The 13,556-nt window shown below is 55.0% G+C and carries 12 protein-coding genes; 6 read left to right on the forward strand and 6 right to left on the reverse strand.

Features of this window, described 5'->3' with window-relative positions; all coding sequences use genetic code 11:
* Nucleotides 1–13: 13 nt before the first annotated feature.
* Nucleotides 14–718: a response regulator gene (locus tag B5D61_RS19630; RefSeq protein ID WP_078815135.1), complete on the reverse strand. Its 705-nt coding sequence runs from the start codon at nt 716–718 to the stop codon at nt 14–16.
* Between the two features lie 181 nt (nt 719–899).
* On the opposite strand from B5D61_RS19630, the gene B5D61_RS19635 reads away from it, so the two are divergent.
* The 3 genes from B5D61_RS19635 to phoU are packed head-to-tail and all read left to right on the forward strand — an operon-like array spanning nt 900 to nt 3,676.
* Entirely contained in the window at nt 900–2,042 is a 1,143-nt protein-coding gene (locus tag B5D61_RS19635; RefSeq protein WP_078815136.1) for a glycosyltransferase family 4 protein, read from the forward strand.
* A 32-nt stretch (nt 2,043–2,074) separates the two neighbouring features.
* The gene (locus tag B5D61_RS19640) at nt 2,075–2,965 is read left to right on the forward strand and encodes a UDP-2,3-diacylglucosamine diphosphatase (protein WP_078815219.1); all 891 of its coding nucleotides are present in this window, start codon (nt 2,075–2,077) and stop codon (nt 2,963–2,965) included.
* Nucleotides 2,966–3,004: 39 nt separating this feature from the next.
* The gene (gene phoU, locus B5D61_RS19645; protein WP_176159549.1) at nt 3,005–3,676 is read left to right on the forward strand and encodes a phosphate signaling complex protein PhoU; all 672 of its coding nucleotides are present in this window, start codon (nt 3,005–3,007) and stop codon (nt 3,674–3,676) included.
* Between the two features lie 94 nt (nt 3,677–3,770).
* Here phoU and B5D61_RS19650 read toward each other — a convergent pair whose 3' ends face one another.
* From B5D61_RS19650 to bla, 3 genes are all read right to left on the reverse strand, one after another.
* Nucleotides 3,771–4,316: a DUF5362 family protein gene (locus B5D61_RS19650; protein WP_078815138.1), complete on the reverse strand. Its 546-nt coding sequence runs from the start codon at nt 4,314–4,316 to the stop codon at nt 3,771–3,773.
* Between the two features lie 133 nt (nt 4,317–4,449).
* A complete protein-coding gene (locus B5D61_RS19655) occupies nt 4,450–4,992 on the reverse strand; it encodes an SMI1/KNR4 family protein (protein WP_078815139.1) in 543 nt (180 codons plus the stop codon).
* Nucleotides 4,989–5,942, reverse strand: coding sequence for a class A beta-lactamase (bla, locus tag B5D61_RS19660; RefSeq protein ID WP_078815140.1), 954 nt, complete (start codon nt 5,940–5,942; stop codon nt 4,989–4,991). Before bla ends, B5D61_RS19655 begins: the two co-directional genes overlap by 4 nt.
* Nucleotides 5,943–6,002: 60 nt before the next feature.
* On the opposite strand from bla, the gene B5D61_RS19665 reads away from it, so the two are divergent.
* The 3 genes from B5D61_RS19665 to B5D61_RS19675 are packed head-to-tail and all read left to right on the forward strand — an operon-like array spanning nt 6,003 to nt 11,019.
* Nucleotides 6,003–9,026 (forward strand): sialate O-acetylesterase, encoded by a 3,024-nt coding sequence (locus B5D61_RS19665; RefSeq protein WP_078815142.1) that lies wholly within the window; start codon nt 6,003–6,005, stop codon nt 9,024–9,026.
* Nucleotides 9,023–10,207 carry a hypothetical protein gene (locus B5D61_RS19670; protein ID WP_078815143.1) on the forward strand — a complete coding sequence of 395 codons (1,185 nt, stop codon included), beginning with the start codon at nt 9,023–9,025 and terminating at the stop codon, nt 10,205–10,207. The genes B5D61_RS19665 and B5D61_RS19670 overlap by 4 nt, the downstream gene beginning before the upstream one ends.
* Nucleotides 10,204–11,019: an HpcH/HpaI aldolase family protein gene (locus B5D61_RS19675; RefSeq protein ID WP_078815144.1), complete on the forward strand. Its 816-nt coding sequence runs from the start codon at nt 10,204–10,206 to the stop codon at nt 11,017–11,019. Before B5D61_RS19670 ends, B5D61_RS19675 begins: the two co-directional genes overlap by 4 nt.
* A gap of 45 nt (nt 11,020–11,064) precedes the next feature.
* Here B5D61_RS19675 and B5D61_RS19680 read toward each other — a convergent pair whose 3' ends face one another.
* Together B5D61_RS19680 and B5D61_RS19685 are read right to left on the reverse strand one after the other, a co-directional pair.
* On the reverse strand, nt 11,065–12,513 hold the full coding sequence (locus tag B5D61_RS19680) for a sulfatase (protein WP_217699019.1): 1,449 nt from the start codon (nt 12,511–12,513) through the stop codon (nt 11,065–11,067).
* An 87-nt stretch (nt 12,514–12,600) separates the two neighbouring features.
* Nucleotides 12,601–13,527: a ThuA domain-containing protein gene (locus B5D61_RS19685; RefSeq protein ID WP_078815147.1), complete on the reverse strand. Its 927-nt coding sequence runs from the start codon at nt 13,525–13,527 to the stop codon at nt 12,601–12,603.
* Nucleotides 13,528–13,556 lie beyond the last annotated feature (29 nt).

Here is a 13,556-nt window from a genome sequence, read left to right on the forward strand (position 1 = left end):
CCGCGAGGCAGGATTAAGCTGCGGCTGCGGGGATGGCTGAGGCATCTGGGATAAATTGGTATCCCGTGCCGCGCACCGTGACAATGTGCTTGCCCGCATCACCGAGTTTCTCCCGCAGACGCTTGATGTGGGTATCGAGAGTGCGGGTAGCCACATCATCGGAGTAACCCCACACCTCGCGGAGAAGCTCAGCGCGGGTATGCACCGCAGCGACGTTTTCCAGGAGAACCGCTAAGAGTTTAAACTCTGTCGTGGTCAGGTCGATCGGCTGACCGTGGTGGAAAAACTTCATGTTTTTCCGATCCAGGAGGAAAGCTCCGGTCTTCACTTCGGAGACGTGGGTCACCTTTTTGGTCCGGCGGAGGATGGCCGAGATGCGGAGGGACAATTCACGTGGGGAGAAAGGTTTGGTGAGATAGTCATCGGCACCGAGTTCCAGGCCATTGATCTTATCCGTGACCTGAGCTCTCGCCGTGAGCATGATGACAGGCACGGAGCGCGTGCGGCTGTCTGCACGCAGACGTTTGAAAACGGTCATGCCATCTTGACCAGGAAGCATCAGGTCCAGCACGATGAGGTCAGGCTCTTGTTCAATGACTGCATTCATGACCTGAAGGCCATTGGTAATGCAGACACAGTCATGCCCCTCACGCATTAGGTGCAGGGTAATCAGTTCCGAAATATCCGGCTCGTCATCAACCACCAAGATTTTGCTCATAACGTATTAGCCGTTTACAAAAAGGCGGGCTTGTCACCAAACGGTTCTTGGTGACGTGTCCGTCACATTATCGTTTGAGCCCTTAGATAAATTCAACATAAACCGTGACGCATTCGTCACAATGCAACACTTTGTCAGGAAGCGAATCTGCTTTCTATGACTAGCATCTGCCGATTGTGACATGAGGTTTCTGCTCATCACTGACACATTCCCTCCCGATATTAACGGAGTGGCGAGGACTCTTGCGACCTTGGCTGATGGCCTCAAACAGCGGGGGCATGAGATTGAAATCGTGACCACGCTGGAAGCCTCTCCCGAGTTGGCGCAGGAACCTTACAAGCGTCACACGGTCATGGCCATGCCCTTACCGGGTTACCCGGGCCTGCGCATGGGTTTTACCACGACTTGGCAGATGCAGGCGTTGTATGAAACCTTTCGTCCGGATGCCCTCTACATCGCGACTGAGACGCCTCTCGGCATTGCCAGCATTCGTGCGGCGAATAAAATGGGCATACCCATGGTCTCGGGTTTCCACACCAATTTTCAGACCTACTTGGAGGATTACGCTCTACCCGGACTCGAAACGGTGGCTCAGGGATTGCTGAGGAGCCTGCACAATCAGACGGCACGCACGCTGACTCCCAGTGCGGATACGGCTGCCATGCTGACGCGCTGGGGCATTCAGAATGTCGGTGTCTTAGGCCGAGGGGTGGATACCGACCTCTTCAGCCCAAGTCGGCGCAGCCTCGAACTCAGGGAATCGTGGGGAGTGGATGAGAAGACTCCCGTTGCACTCTATGTCGGACGGGTCGCTGCAGAAAAGAATCTTGTTTTGCTGACTCAAGCTTTTGCTGCCTTCCGTGAGATTTATCCTGCGGCTCCCTGTGTGGTGGTAGGCGATGGTCCGAAGTTGAAAAGCTTACAGACAGAGCATCCCGAGTTTATTTATACCGGAGCGAAAACAGGGGAAGATTTGGCCGCGCACTACGCCAGTGCCGATGCGTTTCTCTTTCCAAGCATCACGGAGACCTTTGGAAACGTCGTCTTGGAGGCCATGTCGAGCGGGCTGGTGACGACGGCTTACGACTACGCTGCGCCTCGGCAATTGATTCGGAGTGGCGAAAATGGTTTCCTTGCGCCTTTTGACGATGAGTCGGCCTTTCTCGACCAATGCAGAATGGCTGCCAGGGCCTGGAATGAAGCTCCTTTACGCCAAGCCGCCCGTCAAGCCGCCCAGGATTTGGGCTGGCAGCGGGTCATCGAACAATTCGAGTCTGAATTGACTTCTGTGATTGGCACGACCTCTTCTCAACACTCGGCTTGACCTCGATCCCACTTTCCGCGTTCACTCTCCCCATGTCAGACGACCTTGACGAAACACCAGACGCTCCGATCACGCCGGAACGGACCAAGACTAAACTGCGTGCGCGCACGGTGTTTATCTCAGACGTGCATTTGGGCATGCCTGATTGCAAAGCCGCCCAGGCCTCTCACTTCATCCGCAATACGATGTGCGATAAGCTGGTGATGAATGGAGATATCATCGACGCTTGGCACCTGAAACGTCTGGGGGGATGGAACAAGTCCCACACCCACTTCATCCGCACCGTGCTGAAAAAGATGGAGAAGGAAAACACGCAGATCATTTACCTGCGCGGAAATCACGACGATATTCTGGATCGGTTCATCCCCATCCGCCTCGATAACTTCCTCATCTCCGATGAGCACATCCACCACACGAAAGACGGAGACTATCTCGTGGTGCACGGAGACGGTTTCGACCATGTGACCACCAACCACCCTTGGATCGCCAAGCTAGGCGGTATTGGTTACAACATCCTCCTGCGGGTCAACCGGGCCTACAATTGGTATCGCCGCATCCGGGGTAAAGAGAGCTTTTCTCTCAGCCGGTGGGTGAAGTTGAAAGTGAAATCCGCCGTCAGCTTTGTCGGCAAATACGAGGAACAGCTCCAGGAATTGGCCAAAGCCAAGGGCTGTGTGGGGATCATCTGCGGGCACATCCATAGCCCGGCCAACAAAAAGGTGGGGGAAACCCACTATCTAAATTCCGGTGACTGGGTGGAATCCCTCACCGCCATTCTGGAGTATGACAATGGGGAATTTGAAGTCATCACCTATGATCAATTCTGCGAACGCACCAATCGGGAGCCGAAAGGTTACGCAACTGTCGCAGAAGTGGATCAATCTGTGAAATTAGGTGTCGAAAATGTCACACCCGCCATGTAGCTTGATCACTTCAGCCACGCGACGATGCACGAGCACATTTTGTCTACTTTCGATCATTCCCTCAATCGCCTGCGTGAGCAGGTGCTCACCATGGCCAGCATTGCTCGACGCAATCTGGGCAGTTCCATGCGCGGGCTGCTGGAGCGTAATACGGATCTTTGCAATTCCGCCATCGCTGCCGATCAGGACGTGAATGAATTGGAAAAAAATATCGATCAGCTTGGGATGCAGATCCTGCTGAAGTTCCAGCCCACTGCACATGACCTGCGGCAAGTGATGGGAACGATCCGAGTGGCGAACAATCTGGAGCGTATCTCCGATCAGGCCTGTAGCATTGCCAAACGAGCCCGAGCGATCAATCTACTGCCCGAGATCGCCGAGGTGAGTCTTCTCCAGCCGGTTTACCATCTCTGTGCACGTAACTTGGAGGCCAGTATCCAGGCCTTTACCAACGCTGACCCTGAAGCTGCCGCTGCGACACGATTGCTGGATAAGGAACTCGATGCGGCGGAGAAGTCTGTGGACCAAGCGTTACTTCGCGTTATGGAAGCACGACAGGCTCCACTCGAAGGTTATCTTCATTTGATTTTCGTGGCTCGCTTCTTGGAGCGCGTCGGTGATCACGCCAAGAATATCTGCGAAGACACCATCTTCATCGAGAAGGCCGAAGACATCCGTTTTGATAAGAACAAGCGCGAGGCTTTGTCTTAAAGATCGCTCGTTGACGAGATCTTTCCGGTTTGGCAACCGACAGCATGCGTTGCCAAATCCGGAATCTGGAGACTGAGCTCCCAATACCCATCGTTTAGGGATTCTCGGTGCCTGCGCCTTCCACGGGGATGTTTTGCAAGCCACCGGCTGCGGCTGCGCTGAAGACCACGGCACCGATGATGACGACCACATACAGAAGGATCATCAGAATGAGCAGGATACCTGCGAATTTCCAGAAGGCGCGTTGTTGATTTAAGGCGGCGACGAGATCCTCTGGGTTGCGGGATTGGGACAAGCGCCCAATGCACGTGCCATACTTCCAAATTTTAACGGTCGGATAGATGTAAATCAACGACATGAGGGCATAGAGGACCGCCACACCGATCAAGGGAACGCCACCGAATGCACCGGTTTGGCCCTTCATCATTTCACCCGCGCCGATGGCTGCGGCGGCGACCACTCCGAGAGCACCTAGGAGCATCAAACCCACAGCAATCCACATGACAACCCCGATGAGGCGGAGCCAGGGCTTGGTGCGTTGTAACTGCACGATCGCTTCGGCGGGCACACCTTCGACGGCGGTGCCATGGGTGGAGCCAAACAAATTCGCTGACGGAGTGTTGTAAGGGTTGCTTTCCATAAGGGGCGAGATGGCTGAGTGAGTGCAGATGGTTTCGTCTCTTTGAGCTGAACTGGTCGTGCCTGTTTCTAGAGAAACTCTTTCCTCAGGTTAAGATTACTTGGAGCATCTTTCCTGGACTCCTGAGACCCATTTAGGACTCAAACTTTGGAAACTCTCCGGTCGTAATCCATAGGTAGAGCAATTTGATCGTCAGACCAATCAACGGCAAAACGACAAAGAAGCAGAACAGGCCAATCGTAACAGGCAAATACTCAAGTAGTCGTTCACCCCAAGTTTCTTTAACAGGTGGGCGCATGAGCTGTTCTTCTTGCTCTTGTTTTTGCTTTTGCAGAAAGCTTTCAAAAGAGGTGTAGTCCGCCAGAGGTGGCCGATTGAGATGCCCCTTATCCGTGTGGATGAGTCGGCCCGTCTGGCAATCCAAAGCATAGGGGCAGGCATCGGCTTCATCGCCCATGTAAAGCCACTGCGCAGGCCAGGGAGGCAGGCCCTCGAAGCCACGGCGATAATCGAGGGTGGCCTCAATGATTTGATCCGCATCTCGGAGTGCTGTGACGTCATCAATGGGACCGTGGTCCTCAATGGTTTGGTCGTCTTCGGCCAGATAAGCCCGGTAAGAAACGGGTAGAGCCAGGGCTAAGGTGGCTTCGATCCTGGCGATATCGGTTTCAGTCATGAACGGTTATCGGTGAGCGTTTCCAAGACGATCTTGGTCGCGGCAGCGATGATGTCATTGCGCATGGGGGCTTGGGAAGTCTTTTGAGTGAAATAGATGGCCAGGATGATTGGGGATTGGTTAGGCGGAAAGAGGATGCCGATGTCATTCGTGGTGCCGTAGTCACCGGAACCAGTTTTATCCGCGACCTCCCAATCGCTGGGGACTGCCGCCCGTATCCGAGCCGCACCGGTCGTGTTGCCTCGCATCCAAGTGCTAAGCTGGTTCCGCTGTTGAGGGGATAATCCATGGCCGAGCAAGAGCCGCTGGAGGTCGTGAGCCATGGCTGCGGGACTGGTGATGTCGCGCACATCGCCTGGAATGGCGGTATTGAGTTCCGTTTCCCAGCGATCCAATCGAAAGGTCGAATCGCCAATGGAGCGAGCGAACGCGGTCATGGCTTGCGTGCCACCGAGTTCTTTGATCAGCAGATTACCGGCGGTGTTGTCACTGTATTGCAATGCGGCGGCACAGAGCTGAGCGAGGCTCATGCTACGGCCTGCTTGCTTCTCGGTGATGGGCGAGTAGCTGACTAAATCTTGCTTGGAATACCGGATGTGGCGATCCAACTCCGTTGGGTCTTGCTCCGTTCGTTTGAGAATGGCGGCAGCGGCGAGGAATTTGAAGGTGCTGCAAAAGGGAAAACGTTCGTTCGGACGATACCGCACTGAACGGCGAGGAAGGGAAGAGGCGGTCCATGCGGCGATTCCCAGTCGGCCTTGAGACTCGAACTCCAATTCAGCGAGTTGCCGGTGTGCAGAGGGTGAGGCTGATGAAGGGAGGCTGCATCCGCTGGTGAAGGGCAATGTTACCAACCCTGCTAAAGCAGCACGGCGGGTGAATCCTGACCGCAGCGACTGCGGTGGCTTAGGAGCGGAGCGAGGCAAGGAGTCTGGATCGAAAATGGTCATGCGCTTTTACCAGTAATATTCAGGGTTCCGGTTCGTCTTTGTTAGTCCAACCCATCTGCTATGAAGAGACTTTTCGCATTAGCTTTGTCGTTCGCGCCTTTGGTCGCGTTTGCCGATGTCCGGCTGCCCGCCATCATCTCAGACCACATGGTGGTGCAAGCCGGTGTGAAGGTGCCCATCTGGGGCTGGGCGGACGCGGGCGAAGAAGTCAGTGTTTCTCTGGGCGAGCAAACCGCCAACGCCAAGACCGCTGGAGATGGCAAATGGCAGGTCGAATTGGCAGCTATGAAAGCCACCGACCAACCCTTGACCCTTTCGGTGACGGGGAAGAATACGCTGAAGGTGCAGGACGTGTTGGTGGGTGAAGTCTGGTTAGGCAGTGGCCAGTCCAATATGGCCATGACGGTGAGTGGAAGCCTCAACTATGAAGAGGAACAGAAGGCGGCGAACCAGCCTCACATCCGCATGTTTACGGTGGAGCGTGCTTCTAAAGCTGAGCCCCAAAAAGACTGCACCGGAACTTGGCAGGTGTGCAGCGCCGAGACGGTGGGGCGTTTCTCGGCGGCAGCCTATTTTTTCGGACGTGAACTGCATCGCGAATTGAAGCAACCCGTGGGGCTGATCAATTCATCATGGGGAGGCACAGCCATTGAAGCGTGGACCAGCCGCGAAGCGCAGTCCAAATTGCCTGTGTATCCTGAGATCATCGCGCCATGGGATGAGGCGGCTAAACAACCCTGGGATGCCGCCAAAGAAGCCGACAAATACAAGGCTGCCGTGACTCAATGGAAGCAGTCTGTCGCGGAGGCTAAAGCCGCCGGTAAAGCACAGCCTCGCCCTCCCGTTCAGGCCGTGCAGCCACGCTTGCACCAGAATCATCCGGCCAATCTCTACAACGGCATGATAGCCCCGCTCATCCCTTATGCGATCAAAGGCGCGATCTGGTATCAGGGCGAGCACAATTCTAACAAACCGTATGTGGGTTCTTACAGCCTCCAGTTGCAGACGCTGATTGAAGACTGGCGTGGTCGCTGGGGGTATGAGTTTCCTTTTGCCTGGGTGCAGTTGCCTGACTATCGCGAGCCTCAGCAGAATCCTGTGGAAGTGCAGCGTTGGCCATTGATCCGCGAGCAGATGCTAAAGACCCTGCGGGTGCCGAAGACAGGGATGGCTGTGGCTTTAGGTTTGGGTGAGGTGAAGGACATTCACCCAAAGAACAAGCAGGGGGTGGGCAAACGCCTGTCGCTCTGGGCATTGAGCCAAGTGTACGGCCAGAACATGGAGTCTTGGTCAGGTCCGCTGTTGAGCAAACATGAGGTCAAAGGTGGGAATGTGACGCTGACCTTTGAACATGCTGAAGGTGGTCTTGCCTCCAAGGATAGCGGGAATGAATTGAAGGGGTTTGCCATCGCAGGTGCAGATCGGCGCTTCGTCTGGGCCCGAGCGCGCATCGTCGGTGGGAATCGGGTGGTCGTGGCTTCTCCTGAGGTGTCTCAACCCGTGGCGGTTCGTTATGCTTGGGCGGACAATCCTGTTTGGTCTTTGCAAAACGGTGCGGGTTTGCCTGCGAGTCCCTTCCGCACGGATGAGTGGGAGATTGAGCTGAAGCTGGCTGGGATCTTTGGCGATCACATGGTGGTGCAAGCCGGAACTGCTGTGCCTGTCTGGGGATGGTCGGAGCCAGGAGATTCCATCAGTGTGACCTTGGGTAAGGAAATGGCCACGACCACGGCAACCCCCGATGGACATTGGAGTGTGCGACTGATGCCACAGCCAGCTTCCGCAGAGCCTCAAGTGATGACGGTGAAGGGGAATAAGAAGACCCTCACTCTGAAGGATGTTCTCGTTGGAGAAGTATGGCTGGCTTCAGGACAGTCCAACATGGCGTTTCTTTTCAGTCGCGGAGAATACTCTGCGGCAGAAACGTCTGCGGCGAATCTGCCTCAGATGCGCATGTTTACGGTCAAACAACACAGCACCCGAATGGCCCAGGAAGACTGCGAGGGCGAGTGGGTGGTTGCATCACCGGAAACGGTACAAAACTTCTCGGCGGTGGCTTGGTTCTTCGGCAAAGCTTTGCATGAGAGTCTGAAGACGCCTGTGGGAATGATCAATTCCTCCTGGGGTGGCACCGACATCGCCGCCTGGACCAGTGAAGACGCGCAAGTGAAAGTCCCTGAACTGAAAGTGGGATTGGAGAATTGGGCAAAGGCTGCTGAAACTTATGACGGCCCGAAGGAAAAAGAAGCCTATGACAAACGCGTGAAAGCCTGGGCAGAAGCGGTGAAGCAAGTCAAAGCCAAAGGTGGCGAGACGTTGCCTCGGAAGCCTCGTTTCAATGGCCCTCCAGACCGCGATCAAAATCATCCAGCCAATCTATACAATGGCATGATTCATCCTCTGATCCCCTACGCGATCAAAGGGGCCATCTGGTATCAAGGAGAGCACAATTGCTCGACGCAAGCCAAGGCTGAGCTCTATGGGAAGCAATTGCCGCTGTTGGTGCAGGACTGGCGAGCCAAGTGGCGCAGCAACCTGCCTTTTGCGTGGGTGCAGTTGCCCAATTTTGAGCAAGCCGCTTATCGCCCCTTGGTGCGTGAGGCGATGTTGAAGAGCTTGTCTGTTCCCAATACGGGAATGGCGGTGACCATTGATGTCGGGGAAGCCCATGACAATCATCCCAAAGATAAAAAATCTGTTGGGGAACGCTTGGCACTGTGGGCCCAAGCGCGGGTGTATCGGCAGAAGCTGCCTGCTTATTCGGGGCCTACGCCACGTGACCACGAGATCAAAAACGGGGCTGTGCATGTCCGCTTTAACAATGCCCAGGGAGATCTCGTCCTGAGAGGTGAAGCTGCTGAAGGCTTCGAGGTCGCTGGTGCCGACCAAAAGTGGAAACCTGCCCAAGCCAAGGTGGCGAGCAATCTTCTGATTCTTTCCAACCCCGAAATCAAACAACCTGTGGCGGCACGTTATGCGTGGGCGGCTAATCCGAAGGCGATTCTTTACAATGGTGAAGGGCTTCCTGCCAGTCCTTTCCGAACCGACGAATGGCCCATGACTGAACCGACTCAGCTCAAATGATTCGGAGTTTCTTCATCATCTTGATGGCGAGTTCACTGGCGACTGCGGCGGACTTCCAGATTCAGCGCAGCACGGTGCAGACCAGTGCGGGAAATTTGCACTGGGCGCAATCTCGGCCCGCCTTGATTCCCGGTGAGCCGTCCAGGGTGATCATCACCACGCAGGAGATCGAAAAACAAGGCTCCCATGGTTATCGAAACGTCTATTTCACGGAGACCGTGGATGGCGGGCAGACGTGGTCAAAGCCGGAGGAGATCATCAGCCTTCGGCGCTCGCGTTTACCGGCCGGGCATGACTTTGTCATGGGGGATATCTGCCCGCAATTTCATGCCCGTTCAGGTATGGTGTTGGCTCATGGCAAGACCTTTGGTTTTGATGGAGGCATCAAAGAAAACCGAGGTTATGAGCGAGTGTCTTATGCCACTTATCAGCCAGAGACTCAGCAATGGAGCGGTTTGAAATTGCTGGAGTTACCCGAGAAGGATCATGAAGGACGGGCGATTTTGGAACCCAACTCGGGGTGTCATCAGCGTTATGATTTACCCAACGGAGAGCTGCTGTTGCCCATCCGTTATCGTAAAGATCCGAAGAGCCGGGCCTATACGACCATGGTGGCACGTTGCCGTTTTGATGGGCAGACGCTGACTTATCTGGAGCATGGCTCTGAACTCACAACGAAAGGCAAACGTGGTCTTTATGAGCCTTCGGTCATCGGTTACTCGGGGCGTTATTACCTAACCATGAGGGCAGATGAAAGCGCCTTTGTCTCAGTGGGTGACGATGGTCTTCACTACACGGCTCCCACCGAATGGAAATTTGATGATGGTCAGCCGCTCGGTTGTTACAACTCGCAACAGCATTGGGTCGCTCATGGAGATGCTCTTTATCTCGTGTATCCGCGCAAAGGAGCGGGTAACGATCATGTCTTCCGGCATCGCGCTCCCTTGTTCATTGCTCAGGTGGATCTGGATAAGCTCTGCATCATTCGCTCGACGGAACAGGTCTTGATGCTTGAAACGGGGCTTGATCTGGCGGCAGGGTTTGGCGTGATGGATTACAGCCCAGGCGAGACGTGGGTGGTAAGCACGGAATTGTCTTTTCCCGAAGGGCGTAAACAAGAGCCTAACCGTATCCTTTTGGCCAAGATACTCTGGACCAAGCCTAATGTTCTTTTCAAATGAATGCCTCTGAATTGGCTGCTGCATTGCTCCAGAATACCCCGGTTTTTGGCACTTTGATCGTTTCACCGTCACCACGTTGGCCCGAGGCTGTGAGAAGCTGTGGCATTGACTTCGTGTTCATCGACACGGAGCACATCGCACTGGATCGTGCCCCTTTGTCCTGGATGTGTCAGACCTATGCCGCGCTAGGATTGCCACCGCTCGTGCGCATCCCATCCCCTGATCCCTATACGGCGACGATGGTGCTGGATGGAGGTGCTGCGGGTGTGATTGCGCCTTATGTGGAAACAGTCGAGCAGGTGCGGGCTTTGCGCGGTGCGGTGAAGCTGAGGCCGATCAAAGGTCGGAAACTGGAGGAGGCCCTGAAGGGCCAACCTCAGGAAGCCGAGTTGGAGCATTACATGCGTAAAGGGGCAGAACAACGTCTGCTGATTGTGAACATCGAGAGCGTGCCTGCGATCGATGCCTTGGATGCTATCCTGGCTGAGCCTGGGCTGGATGCGGTGCTGATCGGCCCGCATGATTTGACCTGTAGCTTGGGGGTGCCGGAGCAGTATGATCACCCTGACTTTCTAGCTGCTTGTGAGACGATCTTTCGGAAGGCTCGTGCGGCAGGCATCGGTGCGGGAATTCATTTCTGGGGAAGCCCAGAGCAGCAGGCTCGCTTTCTTGCACTGGGAGCCAATCTTCTGATTCACAGTGCAGACATCAGCCTGTTTCAAAAACATCTCCGGCTCGAACTCGAACGCGTCAAAGCCCTCGCAGGTATTCAGGGACTGAATCCCGCTAGCTCAAAGACCGTCGTTGTTTAGCCCTGATGGCCTAACAAAGAAATGTTGAGAAGACGGGGTGCTTGTTTATGGAATGGGCAGAGCCGCTTTCCAGCCTGATTGCAGTTGGGATGCAAGCTCGTGAACGATTTCCGCTTTGTCCGCTTCCTGAACTAGGTTGATTGTCTCGGCAGGGTCCTTCTGATGATCATACAGTTCGGTACCTGCTGCGTTGCCTTTTCGGTCTTTCCATTCCGTGTAGCGCCAGCGGTCTGTGCGGATGCTGTATCCCATGTAGCCTTCCGGCCCACGGCGGAGGTATTCACTGAAAGCGGCCGTTTTCCACTCCCGTGACGGATGTTTGAGCAAAGGAGTAAAACTATGGCCCTCGAGCTTCGCGGGCGTCGGAAGTTGGGCCAGTTCACACAGCGTCGGGTAGAGATCCACGAGCTCGACCAAGGCGGAACTCTTTTGACCCTGCGTAGTCAATCCTGGGGCCGAAACGATCAAGGGCACGCGGGTGCCTAGCTCGAAGTTGGTCATCTTGGTAAACAATCCCTGTTCCCCCAAGTGATAGCCATGATCTCCCCAGAGCACGATGATGGTATTGTCCGTCAGTCCGAGCTTATCCAACTCATCCAAGACACGTCCCAACTGAGCATCCATAAAGCTGACACAAGCGCGATAAGCTCGAATGAGTTTGAGGGCGGTGGCTTCATCCAGATCACCGGTTTTCGGAATGCCTCCATAGGTGCGCAACTCATACAGATCATGCAGGGCAGGGGCGGGCACTCCTTCGGGGGGAGTCGCATTCGCAGGCATGTGAATCGTCGCTTCGGGATACATGTCCCAATACTTCTGCGGGCAAGTGAAGGGCAGGTGCGGTTTGACGAACCCAACGCCAAGGAAAAACGGTTTGCCCTCAGTTTTGAGACGCTGAAGGGTCTCGATGGCTTTCAGGGCGGTTTGACCATCCGGATACACATCATCGGGTTCCTCGGCGGCTTCGAAGGGCTGGGCTCGAATGAGGCGCGGCTGCTGTTTCTTCGGAAGATTCTTCAGGCGTTTGATGAAGTCATCCGACTCCTGGCTGAACCAATGACGATAGGGCTCGCCATGATACCAGGAGGGTTCACTCCAGCTCAGTGGATCATCGCCCGGTTCGCTTGAGCTGTGATGGAAAATCTTTCCCAGAGATAGAGACGTGTAGCCGTGATTCTTAAATTGCTGAGGCAAGGTCACCACCTCCGGTAAAGTCGGGCGGAGAAACTTATTGTTAGCCAGGATGGTGGTGCTGGCAGGACGAAGTCCGCTCAGAACACTGTTTCGTGAGGGGTTACAGACAGCGACTTGGCAGTAGGCGCGCTCAAAGGCGACTCCACGTGAAGCAAGTCGATCCAGATTGGGCGTCTTCATGTGGGACGCTCCATAGCAACCCAGCTCTGGCCGCAAGTCATCCACGGCGATGAACAGGACATTGGGCGCTGCTGAAAGGAAGCTACTGAGCGTCAGGAACAGGATGAAACGGGCGAGCATGCTGTTCATGAACGAGCGCCTTGCGCCCATCTCGCCTGCTAAATTCTTGTCGAATCCGATCTGGAGAGACGGTGCCGCTGTGCCAGATCACTTCTTGGCCGCAGGTGCCTGGCGAGGTTGTTTGGGGTAGCCTTCGAGAGACACGGGACTCACTTGATGCTCTGTGGGGAAGTCACTTGGCAGGTCGGCTGTTTGCGTGACATCTCCAGAGGCAGCCCACTCGGTGCCACGCTGAAGAGTTTCATAGAAATCTCGGCAGAGCATGGAATAGTCCGCATGGCCTAAGGTGGTGTGAAAGACACGACCTTTCCCATAATGGAGCACCATGAGATTGGGTTCTTGTTCACCCGTGAGATCGGATTTCGCACTGGCTAAGATCTTAATGTTTTCCGCTGGACCACGCAGCTTGCTATAAAGCTCGTCTTGGGCATGGAGCCAGCGTTGGGGTAAGCCACGGGTAATCGGATGATCCGCGTTCTGAACCTCAACGACAAATTCATGCTGGGGTCCGTGGGCCCCTCCATTGCCAGCCGATGAATCACGGAAGAGTTTTCCATCTTTGACGTAAAGCCAGGGCCCGGAAGCCTCGTTACGGCCTCCCCATCCGCCGACACCAATCATTTGGTTATACTCTTTCCACTCCGGAAAAGAGTTGTTGGCCGCATGAACGGAGACAAAGCCGCCTCCGTTTTTCACATACTGATCAAAGTCTTTGCGAACTGGCTCCGGCCAAGGCTCACCGTTGTAATTGCTGACGATGACCGCGTAGTCACTGAATTTGGGGTGCCACTCAGACCAGGATGCAGCGGGGGCCTTCTTCGCCGGTGTGGTGCTGACTTGCACGAGAAAGGCCCCGCTGCTTTCGAGAGCGTCCTTCAAGACGGGGGTGGTGATCTCCCATTTGTGGTTGTTTTGACCGTCAATGATGAGCACCGAAATCTTGTCAGCAGCAAGGCTCGGTAGCGACAGGGCCATTCCGGCAAGTGCGAGCCAGGGAAACAAGGTGGTTTTCATATTCCTGTTTAAAGCCTGAAGCAGAGGTC

Origin of the sequence: Prosthecobacter debontii (genome assembly GCF_900167535.1) — a bacterium.
Classification (GTDB): domain Bacteria; phylum Verrucomicrobiota; class Verrucomicrobiia; order Verrucomicrobiales; family Verrucomicrobiaceae; genus Prosthecobacter; species Prosthecobacter debontii.

What these genes read in the sequence shown, in the direction of transcription:
- B5D61_RS19685 (WP_078815147.1), bottom strand. Translation starts at nt 13,527, where the DNA reads ATGAAAACCACCTTGTTTCCCTGGCTCGCACTTGCCGGAATGGCCCTG.
- B5D61_RS19635 (WP_078815136.1), top strand. Translation starts at nt 900, where the DNA reads ATGAGGTTTCTGCTCATCACTGACACATTCCCTCCCGATATTAACGGA.
- B5D61_RS19630 (WP_078815135.1), bottom strand. Translation starts at nt 718, where the DNA reads ATGAGCAAAATCTTGGTGGTTGATGACGAGCCGGATATTTCGGAACTG.
- B5D61_RS19650 (WP_078815138.1), bottom strand. Translation starts at nt 4,316, where the DNA reads ATGGAAAGCAACCCTTACAACACTCCGTCAGCGAATTTGTTTGGCTCC.
- B5D61_RS19655 (WP_078815139.1), bottom strand. Translation starts at nt 4,992, where the DNA reads ATGACTGAAACCGATATCGCCAGGATCGAAGCCACCTTAGCCCTGGCT.
- B5D61_RS19675 (WP_078815144.1), top strand. Translation starts at nt 10,204, where the DNA reads ATGAATGCCTCTGAATTGGCTGCTGCATTGCTCCAGAATACCCCGGTT.
- B5D61_RS19665 (WP_078815142.1), top strand. Translation starts at nt 6,003, where the DNA reads ATGAAGAGACTTTTCGCATTAGCTTTGTCGTTCGCGCCTTTGGTCGCG.
- bla (WP_078815140.1), bottom strand. Translation starts at nt 5,942, where the DNA reads ATGACCATTTTCGATCCAGACTCCTTGCCTCGCTCCGCTCCTAAGCCA.
- B5D61_RS19670 (WP_078815143.1), top strand. Translation starts at nt 9,023, where the DNA reads ATGATTCGGAGTTTCTTCATCATCTTGATGGCGAGTTCACTGGCGACT.
- B5D61_RS19640 (WP_078815219.1), top strand. Translation starts at nt 2,075, where the DNA reads ATGTCAGACGACCTTGACGAAACACCAGACGCTCCGATCACGCCGGAA.
- B5D61_RS19680 (WP_217699019.1), bottom strand. Translation starts at nt 12,513, where the DNA reads ATGCTCGCCCGTTTCATCCTGTTCCTGACGCTCAGTAGCTTCCTTTCA.